Genomic DNA, 18892 nt, shown 5'->3' with positions numbered 1-18892 from the left:
TACTAAATTTTCATCTATGATGAGAGCAATATTAGTTGGACTTCAAACTAAAGATAAAACAGAGAAAGAGGTTAAATATTCCCTTAATGAGCTTGAAGGATTAGTAAAAGCTTTAGATGGTAAAGTAATTGGTAAACTTTATCAAAAAAGAGATTCTATAGATCCTGCTACTTATATAGGAAAAGGAAAAGCAAAACAATTAAAAGAATTAATTGAAGGAACAAAAGCAGATTTTGTAATTGTAGATGGAGAGCTTTCTGCTGTTCAGGTAGTAAATTTAGAAAATATTGTAATGGTTGATGTTTATGATAGAACAGATTTAATATTATCTATTTTTTCAGAAAGAGCTAAAACAAAACAAGCAAAATTACAAGTAGAACTTGCACTTCTTGAACATGAACTTCCAAGAGTTTATGGACAAAAAGGAAAAAAGCTATCTCGTATTGGTGGAGGATTTAAAACAAAAGGTTCCGGAGAAAAAATAGGAGAAATAAAAGCAAGAACTATAAAAGATAGAATATCTAAAATAAAAAAAGAGCTAAAAGAGATAGAAAAACAAAGATTTGAACAAAGAAAATGGAGAAATAAAAATCCAAATATACTTAAAGTATCTCTTGTTGGATATACAAACGCAGGAAAATCTACTCTTTTAAAAAGACTTACAAAAAGAGAAACATTTATTTCAGATCAGCTTTTTGCAACCTTAGATACAAAAACTTCATATATCCAGTTTCCAGATATACCTCAAAAGATATTAATTACAGATACAGTAGGTTTTGTACAAAATATGCCTCAAGAATTAATGGATGCATTTATGGTAACCTTAGAAGAAATTCAAGAAGCAGATATTATTTTACATGTTGTAGATGTATCAGATGAAAACTGGCTTAAAAAAGTAGAAGCTGTAGAAAAGGTTTTAAATGAAATAGGAGCATTAGATAAAGAAACTATCTTAATCCTAAATAAAATTGATAAAGTAATACCTTCTAAAGAATATTTAGATGCAACAGATGAAACTTTAATTTCAAATGGTAAAAAAGCTATTGTAGTTTCAGTAGAAAAAGGATGGAATTTAGAAAAAATTTATGAGATATTAAAAGAAAAGGCTTTAGAATATTCTAAAAAATTGGTAGTAGGAGGATAAAAATGTCAAAGGTAATAGAAGATTGCATTTTTTGTAAGATAATAGCAAAAGAAGTTCCTGCAGAAATTGTTTATGAAGATGATTTAATGATAGCATTTAAAGATATAAATCCTCAGGCAAAAGTTCATATTCTTCTTGTTCCAAAAGTTCATATCCCAAATAATCTTTATTTAGAAGGAAGTCATAAACCTTTAATTGGACATATAATCTTAAAAGCAAATGAGATAGCGAAAAAATTAGGTATAGCAGAAACTGGATTTAGATTAATAGTAAATAATGGTACAGATGCTGGTCAAGAAGTTCCGCATATACATTGGCACTTACTTGGTGGAGAACCCTTAGGGAGGTTAATCTGTAAATAATGAAAGTAGTTGATACAAGAGGCTTATTCTGTCCTATTCCTTTAACTATTGTTTCTAAAGAACTAAAAAATATACCTGTTGGGGAGAAAATAAAAGTTATTGCAGATGATAAAGCATTTAAAAAGGATATTTCTTCATGGGCTTTTGAAACAGGTAATAAACTAATAGAGTTTAAAGAAGAAAATGGTTATTATGTAGCAATAATAGAAAGAGGAAAAGGTTTTAAAGGAGAGAAATTAATTGATAAAATTAAGTTTATTTCTCTTGGTGTAAAACTTCATATAAAAAAACATCTTCTTGATATTTTTTTCACAAAAAAGCCAAAATATTTAATAACATTTGTTTCAGTTGCCGAAGGTTTAAGGGCAAATAAATGGCTTGAAGAAAAAAAACTAAATAAAAAATATGTTATGCTACCTGTTCCAAAAGAAATTTATCCTCACTGTGGTCTTGTTTTTGGCTTAAAGAAAAAGGAAGATGCAGTAGGTTTATTTAACCTATTAAAAGAAAACAAATTTGCAGTAGAAGATATTCATATAGTAGATAAAGAAAAAAAGTATCCAAAATTAGAAATTAATTAATCTATAATATTTTTAATTATCTTTCTTAAAAAAAAAGGTGTAATATGGAAAAAGTGATAGGTATTTATCATAAAAATTGTAATGATGGTACAACGTCTGCATCAGTTTTACTAAAAAAATTTCCTAATGCTAAATTATTTCCTTTAAGTCATAATTATAAAGAAGAAGATTTTGAAGAAATTTTAAATAATATAGATAAAGATACAGTAGTTTATATTGTTGATTTTGCATTAAGAGAAGAGGATGCAAAAAGAATTTTAGAAAAAGCAAAAAAAGTAATAAATATAGATCATCATATTGGTGTAAAAGAGGAACTTGAGAATTTAGCTAAGAAATATGAAAATTTCGTATTTGTATTTGATAATAATAGTAGTGGAGCATCTTTAACTTGGAAATATCTATTTGGAGAGCCAATTCCTAAATTTATAAAACTTGTTGAAGACAAAGATATATGGAAATGGGAATTTGGAGAGGAAACCAAATATTTAAATAACTATATTTCTATCTTTGTAAATAATCCAGAAAAATTAAAAGGGTTATTAGATATAGATACTAAAGATATAGAAGAGAAAGGCAAGATAATAACAGAATTTACAGATTATTTAATCAATAAATTTGTAGAAAATGCAGAGCCAACAATTTTGAAAATAGGAAATTATAATGTAAAATCTTTTAATACTGGTCTATTTCAGTCAGAAATAGGTAATATTTTATCTGATAAATATGGTGAAGCAGTAGCTTTATTTAATATAAGTGGTAATTTCGTAAAATTAAGTTTTAGAAGTATAGAAGGCCAAAAACCAACAGCATTAGAATTAGCCAAAATACTTAAAGGTGGTGGGCATAAGCATGCAGCAGGAGCTGGAATATCGCTAAATGAATTTTGCAATATAATTGTTAAGGAGGTTAATGATTGATTAATGACGTAGAATTTGAAAAGTTATCTACAAAGGAAAAGATTGTTAAAGTTGCTGCAGATATAATTGTTAATGAAGGGCTTAGAAGATTTACTGCTAAAAATATAGCTTCAAGACTTGGAATTACTGATGCGGCAATCTTTAAGCATTTTCCAACAATGGATGATATTATTTTAACCTTAATAAATGAGTATGTTATCAGATGTAGTAAAAGTGCTGAAGTTGGTATTTCACAAGGAAAAACAGTAAAAGAAAAGTTAGAACTTGTTTTAAAAGCACATATTCAAGTTTTAGAAGAGACAAAAGGTGCTGTACCTATACTATGTTTTGAGTTTTCAAGGTCTGAAAATGAAAAATTTACAAGCATTTTACACTCTTTTGTTCAAAATTATAAAAAAACATTAGCAAAAGTTTTAGAAGAAGGCCAAAAGGAAGGAATAGTAAGACAAAAATCAGATCCAGAAGAGATTGCTATGTTTGTTTTAGGTTCAATACAAGCAAAAGTTTTTGCAAAAGTAATAGAAAAAAGAGAAGGCCCTGTAGTTCCAGATCCTGATTCTTTTATAGATGAGATATTTTATGGAATTCTTGAAAGATGAGAAATAGATATGAAGCCTATAAAACAAGAAGAAAAAATAAAATGTAAAATATGCAAAGATACAGGTTGGGTAAAAAAAGGAAATATTGTATATAAATGTAAATGTAAACTTAAAGAGATAACAGAAAATATTTATAACAGAATGAAAATTCCTAAAAGATATAGAGATGTTTCTTTTGAAAACTTTATGCCAACAAAAGCATATGGACAAGATTTAGTATTAAATAAAGCAAAACAGTATGTATTAAGCAATGATTATAAAGAAGGAAAAGGTATTTTATTTGTAGGGCCACCTGGTGTTGGTAAAACTCATCTTGCAGTTTCTATACTAAAAGATTTCTTTTTAAAAAGAAGTATTGTAGGCTTATTTAGAGATACAAGAACCCTTCTTTTTGATTTAAAACTTACATTTGATGGTTCTGCATCAAGTAGAGAGCTTTTAGAAGAGGTTTTAGATGCACCTATCTTAGTTTTAGATGACTTAGGTTCAGAAAGACTTTCAGATTGGGCAAAAGATATCCTACATTATGTAATAATTCATAGATATAATGAGCAAAAACCAATTATAATTACATCTAACTTAGATTTAAGTTCAGATGATGAAATGCAAACTTCCTTAGAAGAAAAATTAGGAAGTTCTATAGCATCAAGGATTAGAGAAATCTGTGAAGTAATATATGTTAAAGGCCCAGATGTTAGAGGAAGAAATTTCTTGAATAGACTTCAGGAGGAAGATGAAGATTGAGAAAAGCATATATAAAAAGAGAAACAAAAGAAACTCAGATAGAAGCAGAGATAAATTTAGATGGAACAGGAAAAAATAATATAGATACACCTGTTGGATTTTTAAATCATATGATAGAAAGTTTTTCAAAGCATTCATTAATAGATATAAATCTAAAAGCATCTGGAGATGTCCATATAAGTCATCATCACACAGTAGAAGATACAGGTATTGTTCTTGGAGAGGCATTAAAAAAAGCTCTTGGAGATAAAAAAGGAATAAAAAGATTTGGATATGCAATTATACCTATGGATGAAGCTCTTGCATTATGTTCTATAGATTTATCAGGAAGGCCACTTATTTTTTATGATGATTTAGGATTTAAAGGAAAAATTACAGAGTTTGATTTTGAACTTATGGAAGAATTTTTTAAAGGTTTTACCCTTTCTGCAGGAATAACAGTTCATCTAAAAGCTTTATCAGGTAAAAATTTACACCATATTGCTGAATGTTTAACAAAAGCATTTGCAGTAGCAATTAGAAATGCTATAGAAATAGATAAAAGAAGAAAGGATGAAATACCTTCTACAAAAGGAAGTTTATGATGGATAGAAAAAAGAGGATATTAGAAATTTTAAGAGAAAAAAATGAAGTTACTGCAAAAGAGCTTGCAAATGTATTTAAAGTTTCTGAAATGACTATTTATAGAGATATAAAACAGTTAGAAAAAACTGGAGAGATAATAAGAAAACATGGCTCTATATTATTAAATACAAAAGAAAATAAAGAATCTAAAACAGTTGATACATGTCCTATATGTGAAAAAGCTATTACAAGAAGCCATCCTTATAAAATTGTGATAGAAGATAAAAAAACTTTAGAAGCTTGCTGTGAACATTGTGGATTTTTACTTCATAAAAAGTATGAAGACAAAGAAGTCTCTGCAATAACATATGATTTTATTACAGAAAATCCAATAACTGCATTTAATGCATATTTTGTTGTAGCAAGCAGTGCAAAGCCTTGTTGCAGTCCAAGTGTAATTCCATTTTCTTCAAAAGAAGATGCAGAAAAATTTGCAAAAGGTTTTGGAGGAAAGGTATTAAACTTTTTTGAAGCTTATAATGAGATAGTAAACTCAACAAATAGAAATATAAAAAGTTGTTGCCAACCTCAAACAATTAAGCTTTCAGATTTGAAAAAAGGAGAATAATATTGAATATAGTATTTTGGGGAACACCAGATTTTGCAGCAGAAAGTTTAAAAGCTTTAATAAATTCAAAACATAAGGTTTTAGCAGTAATTACACAGCCAGATAAGCCAAAAGGAAGAGGTAAAAAATTAACACCTCCACCTGTAAAAGTAATAGCTCAAGAAAATAATATTCCTGTGTATCAACCTGAAAAAATAAAAAATAATCCTGAAATTTTACATATTTTAAAAGAACTAAACCCTGATATCTCAGTTGTTGTTGCTTATGGAAAGATACTTCCAAAACAGATAATAGAACTTCCAAAATATAAAACAATTAATGTACATGCTTCATTGCTACCAGAATATAGAGGAGCTGCACCTATCCATAGAGCAATTCTTGAAGGAAAAGAAAAAACAGGTGTTTGTATTATGGAAATAACAGAAGAACTTGATGCAGGAGATATTTATGAATGTAGCGAAGTTCCAATAACTGAAGAAGATGATATTATCACTTTACATGACAAACTTGCAAAAGAAGGAGCAAATTTATTAATAAAAGTTTTAGATAAAATAGAAACTGGAAAAATAAATAAGAAACCTCAAGAGAATGAAAAAGCAACTTATGCAAAGCCAATAAAAAAAGAAGAAGGTAAAATAAACTGGGAAAAATCAGCAAGGGATATTTTTAATCAGATAAGGGCTTTTAAAGTATGGCCAAAAGCATTTACAACTTTTAGAGATAAAGAGATAAAAATATTAGAAGCAAAAGTTATAGATGAAAATTCCACTGGAAAATTTGGAGAAATTACAGATATTATAAAAGGTAAAGGTTTTGTAGTTCAAACAGGAAAAGGAAAAATTTTAGTTGAAAAATTGCAGTTTCCAAACTCAAAGGCAATATCAGCAGATGATGCAGTTAGAGGTTATCATATAAAGATTGGAGAAAAATTAGGAGGTTAGAATGAGGAAATTTTTATCACTAATTTTAATAGCTGGATTAGTATTTTCTAATATATCTTTTGCAAAAGGCTTTAGAATTGGAGGATTTAAATATTATAAAGGTTCATCAACATTAAAACATGGAAATAGTCCTTTTATTAAAAAATCTACTTCAGATAAGCCAGTTTCTCAAAAATATGATACTACAAAACTAAAACAGAAATTCCAAAATAATAAAACTCAAACTTCAAAAACAACTGCATTAAATAGACAAAGTAATAGAGGATTTTTATCAAGCCCTTTATTTAAATGGTTAATAGGTAGTATGATTTTTGGAGCTATTTTATCACTATTAATGGGACATGGTTTTCATTTTGGAGCTCCGGGACTTTTAGAAATACTTCTTATTTTAGGAATAATTTACTTAATGTATAAAGCTATTAAGACTTCTAAAGAAAAAGAAAGATGGCAAGAAAGCTCTTAAAGAGCCCTTGCCAAGTCTCCATCTTTTAAAAGTTCTATAAGATAATCTTCATCAAACTCTCTTGAAACTATCTTTTTTTCTTTTATATCATATATAAAAAATATTTCTTCACCAAAACTCCCAATAACTAAATTATCAGAATTTCCTATTAATGCACCTGCAATTACTGAAGATTTAAAATCAGGAGTTAATTTTTCTCCTGTATTTATATCATATAAAGCATAATGAGTTTTTTCTTTTGCCCAGTAAAAATTACTTTCTCCAGTAATAGCTCCTCTATCTCTTATTTTTCTAAACCATTTTGTTTCTTGCTTTTCAAGAGAAAAAATAGCCTCTTTTTTATTAAAAGTTGCTCTAAAATATTTTGATTGCCCTTTGACAAGGCCATTAGGAGAAATCCAATCAAAAAAATCTGTTAATCTTTCCTTTTTTTCAAAATCATATATTGCCCATTTTGCATTTTGCATAGATTTTCCAATATTTTCAGGGTCTATATAATCTTCTGTAGCAATTATATATCTACTTTCTCCTTTTATAGCTCCTTCTTTTAAATAATATTTCATTAGAACCTGCCTTTTTAGTATTAGGTTTATACATTATAATAATTGTTATAAAAATAAAAGATGATATATATCAAAGGTGATGAGATGGAAAAAAAAGAAGAATTAAAACTTTATGAAGAATGGGATAAGAGATATTTCTGGCATCCTTTTACTCAAATGAAGGTTTATGAAGAAGAAGAGAATGTTATTGTAGAGAGAGGAGAAGGAGTTTATATATATGATATTTATGGAAATAAATATTTAGATGGAGTTGCATCTTTATGGTGTAATGTTCATGGGCATAATCATCCTAAATTAAATCAAGCAGTAATAGAGCAAACAAAAAAGATAGCTCATTTTACGACCTTAGGAGCATCAAATATCCCAGCAATAAAGTTTGCAAAAAGAATAGTAGATATTACTCCTAAAAAACTTCAACATGTTTTTTATAGTGAAGATGGTTCTGAAGCAATGGAGATAGCTATAAAAATTGCATACCATTATTGGCATAATAAAGGAGAAAAAGAAAAAAATAAATTTATCACCCTTTCTGAAGCTTATCATGGAGATACAATAGGAAGTGTTTCTGTTGGTGGAATAAATATTTTCCATGAAAAATATAAACCTTTATTATTTGATGTTTATAAAATGCCATCTCCATATCTTGAAGCAGTAAAAAAAGTAGGAAGAGAGAAAGCTTTAGAATATAAAACAACAAAACTTTTAATTGAAGAAGTAGAAGATTTTGTATTTCACCTCCATCAAGAAATAGCAGGATTTGTTTTAGAAGCAGGTGTTCAAGGTGCCGCAGGAATTCTTCCATTTCCAGAAGGATACTTAAAAGAAATAAGAAGAATATGTGATGAATATAATATTTTAATGATTGTAGATGAAGTTGCTACAGGATTTGGAAGATCTGGCAAAATGTTTGCTTGTGAAAAAGAAGGTGTAGAACCTGATATTATGGCCCTTGGAAAAGGCATTACAGGAGGATATTTACCACTTGCTGCCACACTAGTAAGTGATGATATTTATAAAGAATTTTTAGGAGAGTTTGGAGAGGCTAAACATTTTTATCATGGACATACATATACAGGAAACCCAATAGCTTGCAATGTAGCTTTAGCTAATTTGGATGTTTTTGAAGAAGAAAATACTTTAGAAAAACTACAGCCTAAAATAAAACTTTTAGAAGAAAGATTAAAAGAGTTTTGGGAATTAAAACATGTTGGAGATGTTAGACAGTTTGGATTTATGGCAGGAGTAGAACTTGTAAAAGATAAAGAAAAAAATGAGCCATTTCCTTATGGCGAAAGAACAGGATTTAAAGTTGCAAAAAGTATGTTAAAAAAAGGTATATGGGTTAGACCTCTTGGAGATGTAATGGTAATAATGCCACCACTTGTAATAAAAGAAGAAGAACTAAATTACTTTATAGACAGCCTAAAAGAAAGTATAAAAGAGCTTGAAAGCTAATCTTTGCTTTCAGCTCCTTCTTCTAAGTTTTGAATATCTTTGTATTTTTTTGTAAACCATTTAAAACTTGAGTATAAAATAATTCCTACTGCTACTAAACCTGATATAAGTTTAGCTTGATTTACAGGCATATGCAAAACTTCTGAGATAGAAAACCATAAAAATGCATAAAATAGATATACACCATATAAAAGTAAAGCTACAGATAACGCTTCCCATAAAATCTGATAAATTTTAAATGCCACCTTAACCTCAAAAAAATTTTTTTATTGCCTATTTATTATAAATGATTTATCTTTAAAAAAAGAAGAAAGCTGTTATAAAGGAGGGTTTTAAGATGGAATCAGCAAAAGAAAAACTTAAAGAAATTGGAGAATTAATTGAAAGATTAAAAAAAGAAGTTCCAGTAGAAATTGAAACATTTTTAAAGTTTGCCACTTTAACAGAGGCATCAGGAACAATAGATGCTAAACATAAAGCTCTTATTAATGTAGCCTTAGCAGTAGCAGCTCAATGTAAATGGTGTATTGCCTTACATACCCAAGAAGCAGTAAAATAAGGTGCAACTAAGAAAGAGATTTTAGAAGCAGGTATGCAAGCAGTATTAATGCATGGAGGACCAGCTCTCATGTATATGACACCCCTTGAAAAAGCTATTGATGAATTTATGGAAGGAAAATAAAAAACAGTAAAGGGAGGGTGACGGGACTTGAACCCGCGACCACAAGGGCCACAACCTTGTGCTCTACCGACTGAGCTACACCCTCCATATTAGGAAGATATATTATAATCTTACTTTTTATTTTTTTCAAGAAAAATTTTTCTATCCTTTAACATTTTCAACAAGTTCTTTTAAAGCTTTAATAAAAGTTTTACTAGTTTGTAAAGTAGGTATTCTTACATAATTTTCTATTCCTACTTCTTTTGCAAGGTTTCCATACTGAATATCAAGTTCATATAAGGTCTCTGAATGTTCTGAAACAAAAGATATAGGTATTACTGCAAGATTTTTTATACCTTCTTTAGCAACTCTTTCTATCTCTTTATCTGTAAAAGGTTCTAGCCATTTTACAGGTCCTATCTTACTTTGATAAGCAAGATTATATTCATTTTCAGGAAAATGTTTCATCACAAGTTTTACAGTTTTCATTACTTGTAGCTGATAAGGATCTCCTTCTTTTATAACTTTTTCTGGAAGACTATGAGCTGAAAATAAAAAGTAGTAATTTTTATAATCTGGTAGATTTTCTTTTATATTTTCAACTAAAGCCTGTATATATGTAGGATAATCAAAATAGCTTTTTATTTCTATTACCGGAATATTTTTATTAAATTTTTTAAAAACTCTATAAAATTCATTAAAAGAAGAACCAGTTGTTGTTCTACTATATTGAGGATATAATGGAAGAAGGATTATTTTATCTATATCATCTTTAAAAAGTTCATTTAAAGCTTCTTCTGTAAATGGATGCCAATATCTCATTGCAACAACAACTTTATATTTATCTCCTAATGCTTTTTGCAATTCTTTTGCTTGCTCTAATGTTTGTTCTTTTTGAGGTGATTTTCCTCCCATTAACTCATAATATTTTCTAGTACTTTTTGCTCTTGTTTTAGATATTAGGTAAGCTACAGGTTTTTGTATTAATCTTGGAATTTCTATAATATCATGGTCTGAAAAAAGATTATATAAAAAAGGTTGTATAGCTTCTAAGCTATCAGGTCCACCCATATTTAAAAGAACAACGCCTGTTTTTGCCATCTCAAATCCTCTTTATTAAATTTTCTAATTTTGTCTTTTCTTCTTTATTTAATTTTTTGTCTTTATAGTATATACTTTCAAACTCTTTTACAAAAGTATTTGCTTTTTCTTTTAAATCTTCTTCTTTTATTTTATTTATAAACTCTTCAAGTCCTTCATTTTCTTTCTTTAAATATCCATACTTTTCAAGTTTTTTTAAAAATTTATTTAAAATTCTTTCTTCTATAGGAATAGAATAATATCTAAATAAAACAACACCTACAAAGGAAATTAATCCACTTAACAAAATATAAATAATATTTTCTTTAAAAAATCCTATTATCAAATAGATTTGAGATTTTATATCTGAGATATTTTTTGAAACAGATTTAAATAGATGTACTTGCTTTTGAAAATTAAAATCAATAACAAAGTTTATATAATAATAATTAATAGTGTCAAACATTAGTCTTAGTTTAAATAAAAAAGATAATTCCTTTTTTTGAAGTTCTAAAGGTAATGCTGAAGGAGTTGTATCTAATGTATTCCAATATCCATTATAATAATACTCTACCCAGCTATGAGCATTTTTATTAAAGACTGCATAATATCCTCCAAAATCATTATAATCACCGCCTTTATAACCAATTACTACCCTTGCAGGTATGTTATTAAGTCTTAAAAGTATTGCAGTAGCTGATGCAAAATATTCACAATTTCCAGATTTTGTTTTAAATAAAAATTTGTAAAGGGCATCATCTCCTGTTGGAAGATTTTTTAACGAGTATTTAAAATCTCTAAAAAAAGTTTTTAGATTTTTTATAAATTCAGGAACTGATTTATTTTCTCTTAATCTTTTTGCAAGCTTAATAATATTAGGGTTAATATTTTTAGGAATTTGAAGGTATATATATTTATTTTCTAATGTTTGTTTTATTTTTGGCTTTAATATTGAGTAAACTTCATACTTTATTGTTTTATTTATAGTTTTTCTTGACTTAAATGTAAAATCTGAATAAAGGATATTATCTACTCCGTAAACTCTTATAGGATAATTAAGTCCAAACAGATAATTTTGGCCATAAGGATTTAAAAATACTACTGATTTAAATTTTTCCCCTGAAATACTAAAAATTTTTATAGGTTTTTTATATCTTCTATGCCAAGTTTTACCATCAAAATAATCTAAGGTAATTCCTCTAAAATAAATCTCTTTATTTAGTTTTGGCATTTTAACTCGAAAAATAATACTGTTATCTTCTTGAATATCTGATACATCTCCAAGGGATACCTTATCAGAAAAACCTGTAATTCCTGAACTGGATTTATTTAAAAAGTTTAAAAGTGGATAATCTGTTCTAGGAAGTATTACAAATAAAAAAATTGTGGCAGGAATTGATATTAAAGGTATTGCAAGTAGTTTTATTAATAATGAAAAAAACTGATTTTTTGTAAAATAAATATTTTCTTCTTGAGAATAAAAGGTTAAAAATATAATTCCTACTGAAACTATAAAGAAAAGCAACAAAAAATAGATTAAAAAAGTAATATCAATAGATAAAAGAGCTCTACCTGCAAGTAAAAACACAGATATTAAAAATATCTGCATATAATCTCTAAACTTTTTTTGTTCTATTAATTTAATTCCAAGTAAAACAGTTAAAGCTTCAACTATTGGTACAACAGGATTTTCCAAAGAAACCTGTAAAGCTGAAAATAACACAATAGCTATAGATAATATGTTTAAGAAAACTCTTTTTATTGGAAATTTTTGTTTTTTTTCAAAGTAAAAAGAAAGTCCAAGAAATAAAGCAAAAATTATAGAGTATATAGGATTTATAAAATTCATTACAGATAAAAATGCAATAATTGAAGCAATATATGAAAATATATTGACAATATCTTTTATACTATACATAAAGGGCAAGCTCCTTTAACATTGAAATTTTATGCCCATAAGATAAAGAAGGTTTAAAAATCTTATTACCTATTTTAAGGCCAACAGGAATTTTTTTCTTATAAAAACTATTTATTAAATATGTAGCACATGAAAGAGATTTTTCAATATTTTTATCTTTTAATTTATCAAAATCTATAATTATAGGCCTATCTGTATCAGAATAAAGCTCTTTTACAAAAAGCTTCCCTGTTTTTGCATAATGTTTCCAGTGTATATATTTTATAGGTTCTCCTAAATTATACTCTTTTAATCCTCCTATCTCTCCTTCGTAAGCCTTTAATTTTCCTATATCCTTTTCTCTTTTTTTGCTACTTTTTGTTTCTTGGTATAAACTGCATTTTTCAGGTTTTGGAAAAACTATAGTTTCAAATTTTTTATTAAAGGAAAAACATCTTACAAAAAAATTAAATGGAAAAACTGAGCATATATAAATATTTTCTATTTTTCCTACTCCTCTATTTTCAAATAAATATAAAATCTCAATCTCTTCAGTCGTTCTTGTTTTTATATAAGGAATTAAAACCTGTTTATCTTCTATATGAACTTTTATAAGGATTGACGGTAAAAATCTTTTTTGATTTTTAATTAATATTTTTAAAGGAAACTCCTTACCTGCATACTTTTCTTCTGAAAATTGTATATCTATATCTACGGCTGATATATTTCTTTTACCAAAAAATCCTGAAATTCCCATAAAAGATAAAAAAGATGCATCTATTAGATATATAAGATTATTTCCTGTATTTGCCCCTGCTATTCCAAGAATAATAGATATTCCAATAAAAATCCAACCTGCTTTTGTTATCTTTATTAAGCTGGGACTTTTACCTCTTCTATTAAAGATTTTATAATCTCCTTTTTGTCTTTCTCTTCAAACTCTTCTTTAAATATAACTCTATGAGGGATTGTATAAATAGCAAGCTCTTTTATATCTTCTGGAATTACATAATCTCTACCTTTAAAATAAGCATTTGTTTTTGCAGTATAAACAAGAGAAAGACTTCCCCTTATTGAAAGTCCTGAATAAAGAAATTTTGTTTTTCTTGTCAATTCTACAATATCAAGAATATAATCTATAACTTTATCAGATATATAAATCTCATTTCTAATTTGATCTTGTATTTTTAATACTTCTTCTTTATTGAAAATTGGCTCTATATTATAGAGCTCTTCTCTTTTACTTCCACCTTTTAAAATTTCTTTTTCTGCTTTTCTTGTAGGATAACCTATACTTATTTTCATCATAAATCTATCAAGTTGAGATTCTGGAAGAGGGAAAGTACCAAATTGTTCAACAGGATTTTGAGTTGCTATAACAAAAAAAGGCTTTTCAAGTTTATATGTTTTTCTTTCTACAGAAACCTGTTTTTCTCCCATAGCTTCAAGAAGTGCTGACTGGGTTTTTGGTGTTGCTCTATTTATTTCATCAACTAAAACTATATTATGAAATATAGGGCCTTTTTGAAATTCAAACTCTCCAGTCTTTTTGTTAAAAATAGAAACTCCAATAATATCTGATGGTAATAAATCACTTGTAAACTGAATTCTTCCAAAAGAAAGGCCTAAGGTTTTTGCTATTCCTATTGCTAAAGTTGTTTTACCAAGTCCCGGTAAATCTTCTATTAATAGATGTCCTTTTGAAAAAAAGGTAATTAAGGAAAGCCTAATGGCTTCCTCTTTTCCATGTAAAAACTTAGATAATATATTAATAACTTCCCTTATTTTTTCATTTTTTATCATAACTCAGGAAACTTTTTATAAAAATCATTCATTCTTTCAAAATAATGGGCTACTTTTAAAATTGTACCTTCATCAAAAGGTTTTCCTATAAACTGCATACCTACAGGTAAATTATTTTTAAATCCACATGGAATACTTATAGCAGGTAAAGTAGCCATATTTACAGAAACAGTATATATATCAGATAGATACATCTGAATAGGATCATTAGATTTTTCACCTAATTTAAATGCTACATCTGGCGTTGTTGGAGTTAATATTACATCTACATTATCAAAAGCTTTCATAAACTCTTGATATATTAAAGTTCTAACTTTTTGAGCTTTTAGATAGTATGCATCATAATATCCTGAAGATAAAGAATAAGTACCAAGCATTATTCTTCTTTTTACTTCTGGTCCAAAGCCTTCATCTCTTGTTTTTGAGTACATCTCTTCAAGATCTTTATAATCTTTTGCCCTATATCCATATCTAACACCATCAAATCTAGCAAGGTTAGAAGATGCTTCAGAAGGAGCAATTATATAATAAGCCTCAATTGCATACTCTACTGTTGGCAAAGATATATAAATAATTTCTGCTCCTTCTTTTTCTAATTGTTTTATAGCATTGTTAATAAGAGCTTTTATCTCATTATTTAATCCTTTGAAAAACTCCTCAGCAATACCAATTCTTAACTCTTTTATATCTTGTCTTAAATATTTAGTAAAGTCTGGTACTTCTACATCTGAAGAAGTGCTATCTTTTTCATCTTTTCCTGAAATAATATTTAAAAGAATTGCAGAATCTTCAACAGTTCTTGTAATAGGACCTATCTGATCTAAAGATGATGCAAAAGCAACAAGTCCATATCTTGAAACTCTACCATAAGTCGGTTTTAATCCAACTACTCCACAAAAAGCAGCTGGTTGTCTAATGGAGCCACCAGTATCAGAGCCTAATGCTGCAGGTACAATACCTGCTCCAACTGCTGCAGCAGAGCCACCAGAAGAACCTCCTGGAACCCTTTCAAAATCCCATGGATTTTTTGTAGGAAAAAATGCAGAGTTTTCTGTTGAAGATCCCATTGCAAATTCATCAAGATTTGTTTTTCCTGTAATTATATATCCTTGTTGATTTAGTTTTTCTATTACTGTAGCATCAAAAGGAGGTATATAATTTTCAAGCATTTTAGATGAACAAGTAGTTCTTATTCCTTTTGTAGAAATATTATCTTTTATTGCTATAGGAATACCAAAAAGCTCTGGAATATCATCCAGTTTTGTTAACTCTTCGTCTTTTGCTTTAGCTTCTTCTAAAGCTTTTTCTGATAAATCAGTAACATAAGAATTTATCTTTGGCTCAAACTTTTCTTTTCTTTCTATAAAACTTGCTAAAACTTCTGAAGGCTTAACTTCTTTCTTTTTTATTAAATCTGATAATTCTCGTAGAGATTTTTTCCAGAAATCCATTTCTTACCCCTTAACAACTTCCTCTAATTTTTTGATTTTTTCTTCAACAATATCTAAAATCTCTTCTGTTTCTTCTTTTGGAAGATTTTTTGTCTCATTAATCTTTGTTTTTAAAGTATTGATTACATCATTTACAGTGCCTTTAATCTTTTCTTTTACTTCTAAATCTTTTATAGATTCTTCTAATTCTTTAAGTCTTTCTTTAAGTTCTTTCCTATTTCTATAAAGTAAATATGAAATTATTAAAGCTGAAATTACTCCTAATAAAAATGCTAAAACTCCTTTTCTCATTTTTCACCTCTTTTTTTTCTTTTAAATAATGAAAGTAATCCTACAATAGAAGTTGTAAATTCTAAATTTTCTATAACTCGTCTTACCTTAGGAGAAACTGCCTTATAATCTGTCTTAACTTCTAAAAGTAAATCTTTTAAAATTTTAAGAATATTTGATAGCATAAAAAGAGCTACCACTATACCAATAGTAATAAATAGCATACAAAATGCAATAATTCCTAAAAAAATTGTGTTTAAAACTTCCATTTAATCACCCAATATATTTTTTTTCTATAATTGCTCCTTTTTCAAGAGTATTTCCAACAGTGCATCCTCTTTTTCCAATTTCCATAACCCTTGTTATCTGTTCTTCTGTTAAATCAGATTTGAAGGAAACATTTATAGAAAGTCTCTCATATCTATTTTCCTTAGGATGTTTTTCTCCAATTACTTCTATTTTTACATCTTCAATTTTATAACCTTTATGGTTTGTATAAGCTTGAATAGTTATACCAAAACAATATCCTAATGCCATTAACATTAAGTCTGTAGCTTTTACTTTCATATCTGATATATCTATATCTTTTATTTCTTCAGCATTTAAAGCTTTAGAAAGCCATTTTTCATCTTCTAAGGATAAAGAAACTGTTCTTTTTTCTTCTTTAACTGGTGCCAACATTTACCTCCTACAATTCAAATTTAAATCTTATTATACACTAAACAAACATTGTACATAATAAATAATTTTCTTAAAAAAAACTTAATAAAAACTTAATAAATTTTTAATAAATAGAAATTAGAATATAAGTTTAAGGGAGGTAATTTTATGAATAAATTAAGTGCTGAAGAGTTTTTAATACATCATTATCCGAATATAGAAAAATATCCTAAACCTTTAAAAAATTTTATCATTAATACAATAAAAAATTTTCTTTACGAGGATGAGATAAACAAATTTCTCAATGAAAATATTAATAAAGATAGTTTTAGTTTTGTAGATTCTATTTTAGATTATTTAGATATAGGAATAAAGATAAATACAAAAGAATTAGAAAGAATACCTCAATTTGGAAGAGTTGTAATTATAGCTAATCATCCTTCTGTGTTAGATTCATTATTTCTAATACAAATAATAAAAAATGTAAGAAAAGATTTTAAAATTGTAGCAAACTCTTTCCTTCAAAATATAAAACCATTAAAAGATTTATTAATAGAAGTAGATAATGTAAATGAATCTATAAAAAAATCTTCTTTTAGGGAGATGATAGATTATTTAAATTCTGAGCATGCAATTATAATATTTCCATCAGGTGAAGTAAGCAGGCCTTCTAAAAAAAGTTTTGTTATAAAAGAAGGAAAATGGAGACCAGGATTTTATAAAATAGCGTCTAAAACATATTCTCCTATCTTACCAATACATATAAAAGCTAAACATTCTTTATTGTTTTATGCTTTATCTATGATAAATAAATCTATTTCTACTGCAATTTTACCAAGAGAGGTTGTTAATTTCAAAAAGAAACAGGTTAATGTAAAAATAGGAAATTTAATACCATATGAAAGCTATAACATACAAGGTATAAATACAGATAGGAAAGTAAAACTTATTAGAAAACATCTTTTTAAAATTGCCAAAAATAAAAAAGGTATATTTAAAGAAGAAAAAGGTATCTGTCTTCCAGAACCAGTAAATGAAATAAAGTCAGAAATTAAAAATGGAAAACTTTTAGGAAAAACATTTGATGGTAAAAGTATAATCCTATATGAAAGTGATACTGAAAATAGTGTAATAAAAGAAATAGGAAGATTAAGAGAAATTACATTCCGCTTTGTTGGTGAAGGAACAGGAAATAGAAAAGATATTGATAAATATGATTTTTACTATAAACATCTAATTATATGGGACGAAGAAAATTTAGAAATTGCAGGTGCTTATAGAATAGGAGTATGTAAAGATATTGTAGAATCAAAAGGTATAAGTGGTTTATATACAAGCACCCTTTTTAGATTTGATGAAAAATTTCATAAATATTTACCTAATAGCTTAGAACTTGGAAGAAGTTTTGTTCAACCAAAATACTGGAACAGTAAAACCCTTGATTATTTATGGCAAGGTCTTGGAGCTTATATAAGAGAAAATCCTAATATAAAATATTTATTTGGTCCTGTAAGTTTAAGTAATAGATTAACTTTACAAGCCAAATCATTAATTGTTTATTTTTATAAATTATATTTTAGTCCTAAAGAAAAGCTTGTAAAACATAAAAATCCTTTTTATATACCAAAAGATATAGTTGAGTATTGTAAGTATATATTTGAAGGAAATGATTATAAAAAAGACTTTTTAACATTAAAAAGAGAACTTAATTTTTTAGGATTTTCTGTTCCAACTTTATATAAACAGTATACAGAAGCTTGTGAAAGAGAAGGAGTAGCTTTCCATGATTTTGGAATAGATGAAAATTTCAATAATTGTGTAGATGGTTTTATATTTGTTGATTTAAATTATCTTAAACCTTCAAAAAAGAAAAGATATCTCCGTTTATAATTTTCTAAAAATCTAATCAAACTGTTAGTTATTTTATAAATCTTATATTTGTTTTAAAATTAAAATAAACAAATTTTTAGGAGATAAATATTGAAGAAGAAAATAGCTCTGGTATCTACCTTATCATTAATATTTATAATGGTAATTGGATTTTTTGTTTTTATTAAGAATTTAAAAGAATTTTCATTTAAAATAGAATATAAAAAATAAAAATTATAA

Annotated in this window: 23 protein-coding genes and 1 tRNA gene; 13 read left to right on the top strand and 11 right to left on the bottom strand. The window is 27.1% G+C overall.

The features are described 5' to 3' along the window. Positions 1-16 precede the first annotated feature (16 nt). The 10 genes from hflX to CLV39_RS08645 are packed head-to-tail and all read left to right on the top strand — an operon-like array spanning position 17 to position 6943. On the top strand, positions 17-1144 hold the full coding sequence (hflX, locus tag CLV39_RS01505) for a GTPase HflX (RefSeq protein WP_342769296.1): 1128 nt from the start codon (positions 17-19) through the stop codon (positions 1142-1144). 14 nt (positions 1145-1158) lie between these two features. Beyond that, positions 1159-1506, top strand: a complete 348-nt coding sequence (locus tag CLV39_RS01500) for an HIT domain-containing protein (RefSeq protein ID WP_121922740.1) — start codon at positions 1159-1161, stop codon at positions 1504-1506. Continuing rightward, entirely contained in the window at positions 1506-2087 is a 582-nt protein-coding gene (locus tag CLV39_RS01495) for a sulfurtransferase TusA family protein (RefSeq protein WP_121922461.1), read from the top strand. The genes CLV39_RS01500 and CLV39_RS01495 overlap by 1 nt, the downstream gene beginning before the upstream one ends. A 44-nt stretch (positions 2088-2131) precedes the next feature. After that, positions 2132-3004, top strand: coding sequence for a DHH family phosphoesterase (locus tag CLV39_RS01490; RefSeq protein ID WP_121922460.1), 873 nt, complete (start codon positions 2132-2134; stop codon positions 3002-3004). Beyond that, the gene (locus CLV39_RS01485) at positions 3001-3603 is read left to right on the top strand and encodes a TetR/AcrR family transcriptional regulator (RefSeq protein WP_121922459.1); all 603 of its coding nucleotides are present in this window, start codon (positions 3001-3003) and stop codon (positions 3601-3603) included. The genes CLV39_RS01490 and CLV39_RS01485 overlap by 4 nt, the downstream gene beginning before the upstream one ends. Before the next feature lie 9 nt (positions 3604-3612). Beyond that, positions 3613-4347 carry an ATP-binding protein gene (locus tag CLV39_RS01480; RefSeq protein ID WP_121922458.1) on the top strand — a complete coding sequence of 245 codons (735 nt, stop codon included), beginning with the start codon at positions 3613-3615 and terminating at the stop codon, positions 4345-4347. Further along, positions 4344-4931 carry an imidazoleglycerol-phosphate dehydratase HisB gene (hisB, locus tag CLV39_RS01475; RefSeq protein WP_121922457.1) on the top strand — a complete coding sequence of 196 codons (588 nt, stop codon included), beginning with the start codon at positions 4344-4346 and terminating at the stop codon, positions 4929-4931. Before CLV39_RS01480 ends, hisB begins: the two co-directional genes overlap by 4 nt. After that, positions 4931-5539, top strand: a complete 609-nt coding sequence (locus CLV39_RS01470; protein ID WP_245960271.1) for a DeoR family transcriptional regulator — start codon at positions 4931-4933, stop codon at positions 5537-5539. Before hisB ends, CLV39_RS01470 begins: the two co-directional genes overlap by 1 nt. A gap of 2 nt (positions 5540-5541) precedes the next feature. Further along, positions 5542-6480, top strand: a complete 939-nt coding sequence (gene fmt, locus CLV39_RS01465) for a methionyl-tRNA formyltransferase (protein ID WP_121922455.1) — start codon at positions 5542-5544, stop codon at positions 6478-6480. A gap of 1 nt (position 6481) precedes the next feature. Next, positions 6482-6943, top strand: a complete 462-nt coding sequence (locus CLV39_RS08645; protein ID WP_211325014.1) for a hypothetical protein — start codon at positions 6482-6484, stop codon at positions 6941-6943. On the opposite strand, the gene CLV39_RS01455 is transcribed toward CLV39_RS08645, so the two are convergent. Next, a complete protein-coding gene (locus CLV39_RS01455; RefSeq protein WP_121922454.1) occupies positions 6940-7506 on the bottom strand; it encodes a hypothetical protein in 567 nt (188 codons plus the stop codon). The two genes, CLV39_RS08645 and CLV39_RS01455, sit on opposite strands and share 4 nt — an antisense overlap. Before the next feature lie 84 nt (positions 7507-7590). Here CLV39_RS01455 and bioA point away from each other — a divergent pair, with 84 nt between their 5' ends. Beyond that, positions 7591-8961, top strand: coding sequence for an adenosylmethionine--8-amino-7-oxononanoate transaminase (gene bioA, locus CLV39_RS01450; protein ID WP_121922453.1), 1371 nt, complete (start codon positions 7591-7593; stop codon positions 8959-8961). Here bioA and CLV39_RS01445 read toward each other — a convergent pair. Further along, positions 8958-9206: a hypothetical protein gene (locus CLV39_RS01445; protein WP_121922452.1), complete on the bottom strand. Its 249-nt coding sequence runs from the start codon at positions 9204-9206 to the stop codon at positions 8958-8960. The genes bioA and CLV39_RS01445 overlap by 4 nt on opposite strands. A gap of 92 nt (positions 9207-9298) precedes the next feature. Here CLV39_RS01445 and CLV39_RS08640 point away from each other — a divergent pair, with 92 nt between their 5' ends. After that, positions 9299-9520 (top strand): carboxymuconolactone decarboxylase family protein, encoded by a 222-nt coding sequence (locus tag CLV39_RS08640; protein ID WP_211325012.1) that lies wholly within the window; start codon positions 9299-9301, stop codon positions 9518-9520. Between the two features lie 135 nt (positions 9521-9655). On the opposite strand, the gene CLV39_RS01435 is transcribed toward CLV39_RS08640, so the two are convergent. From CLV39_RS01435 to CLV39_RS01395, 9 genes are all read right to left on the bottom strand, one after another. Next, positions 9656-9728 (bottom strand) — tRNA-His (locus tag CLV39_RS01435). A gap of 56 nt (positions 9729-9784) precedes the next feature. Further along, positions 9785-10723, bottom strand: coding sequence for a ferrochelatase (hemH, locus tag CLV39_RS01430; protein ID WP_121922451.1), 939 nt, complete (start codon positions 10721-10723; stop codon positions 9785-9787). Position 10724: 1 nt separating this feature from the next. After that, positions 10725-12620, bottom strand: coding sequence for a transglutaminase family protein (locus CLV39_RS01425; protein WP_121922450.1), 1896 nt, complete (start codon positions 12618-12620; stop codon positions 10725-10727). Beyond that, positions 12613-13356 carry a DUF58 domain-containing protein gene (locus CLV39_RS01420; RefSeq protein ID WP_121922449.1) on the bottom strand — a complete coding sequence of 248 codons (744 nt, stop codon included), beginning with the start codon at positions 13354-13356 and terminating at the stop codon, positions 12613-12615. Before CLV39_RS01420 ends, CLV39_RS01425 begins: the two co-directional genes overlap by 8 nt. A gap of 116 nt (positions 13357-13472) precedes the next feature. Beyond that, a complete protein-coding gene (locus CLV39_RS01415) occupies positions 13473-14402 on the bottom strand; it encodes an AAA family ATPase (RefSeq protein ID WP_121922448.1) in 930 nt (309 codons plus the stop codon). After that, positions 14399-15853, bottom strand: coding sequence for an Asp-tRNA(Asn)/Glu-tRNA(Gln) amidotransferase subunit GatA (gene gatA / locus CLV39_RS01410; protein ID WP_121922447.1), 1455 nt, complete (start codon positions 15851-15853; stop codon positions 14399-14401). The genes CLV39_RS01415 and gatA overlap by 4 nt, the downstream gene beginning before the upstream one ends. A gap of 3 nt (positions 15854-15856) precedes the next feature. Further along, positions 15857-16144, bottom strand: a complete 288-nt coding sequence (locus CLV39_RS01405; protein ID WP_121922446.1) for a YtxH domain-containing protein — start codon at positions 16142-16144, stop codon at positions 15857-15859. Continuing rightward, a complete protein-coding gene (locus CLV39_RS01400) occupies positions 16141-16392 on the bottom strand; it encodes a hypothetical protein (protein WP_121922445.1) in 252 nt (83 codons plus the stop codon). Before CLV39_RS01400 ends, CLV39_RS01405 begins: the two co-directional genes overlap by 4 nt. Before the next feature lie 4 nt (positions 16393-16396). Beyond that, a complete protein-coding gene (locus CLV39_RS01395; RefSeq protein WP_245960270.1) occupies positions 16397-16801 on the bottom strand; it encodes an OsmC family protein in 405 nt (134 codons plus the stop codon). Positions 16802-16951: 150 nt separating this feature from the next. Here CLV39_RS01395 and CLV39_RS01390 point away from each other — a divergent pair, with 150 nt between their 5' ends. Next, the gene (locus CLV39_RS01390) at positions 16952-18673 is read left to right on the top strand and encodes a lysophospholipid acyltransferase family protein (protein WP_121922443.1); all 1722 of its coding nucleotides are present in this window, start codon (positions 16952-16954) and stop codon (positions 18671-18673) included. Positions 18674-18892: the final 219 nt, after the last annotated feature.

Source organism: Hydrogenothermus marinus, from assembly GCF_003688665.1.
Lineage (GTDB): Bacteria > Aquificota > Aquificia > Aquificales > Hydrogenothermaceae > Hydrogenothermus > Hydrogenothermus marinus.
Note: the sequence above shows the minus strand (reverse complement) of the source record. Positions and strands in the feature narration are given on the sequence as shown.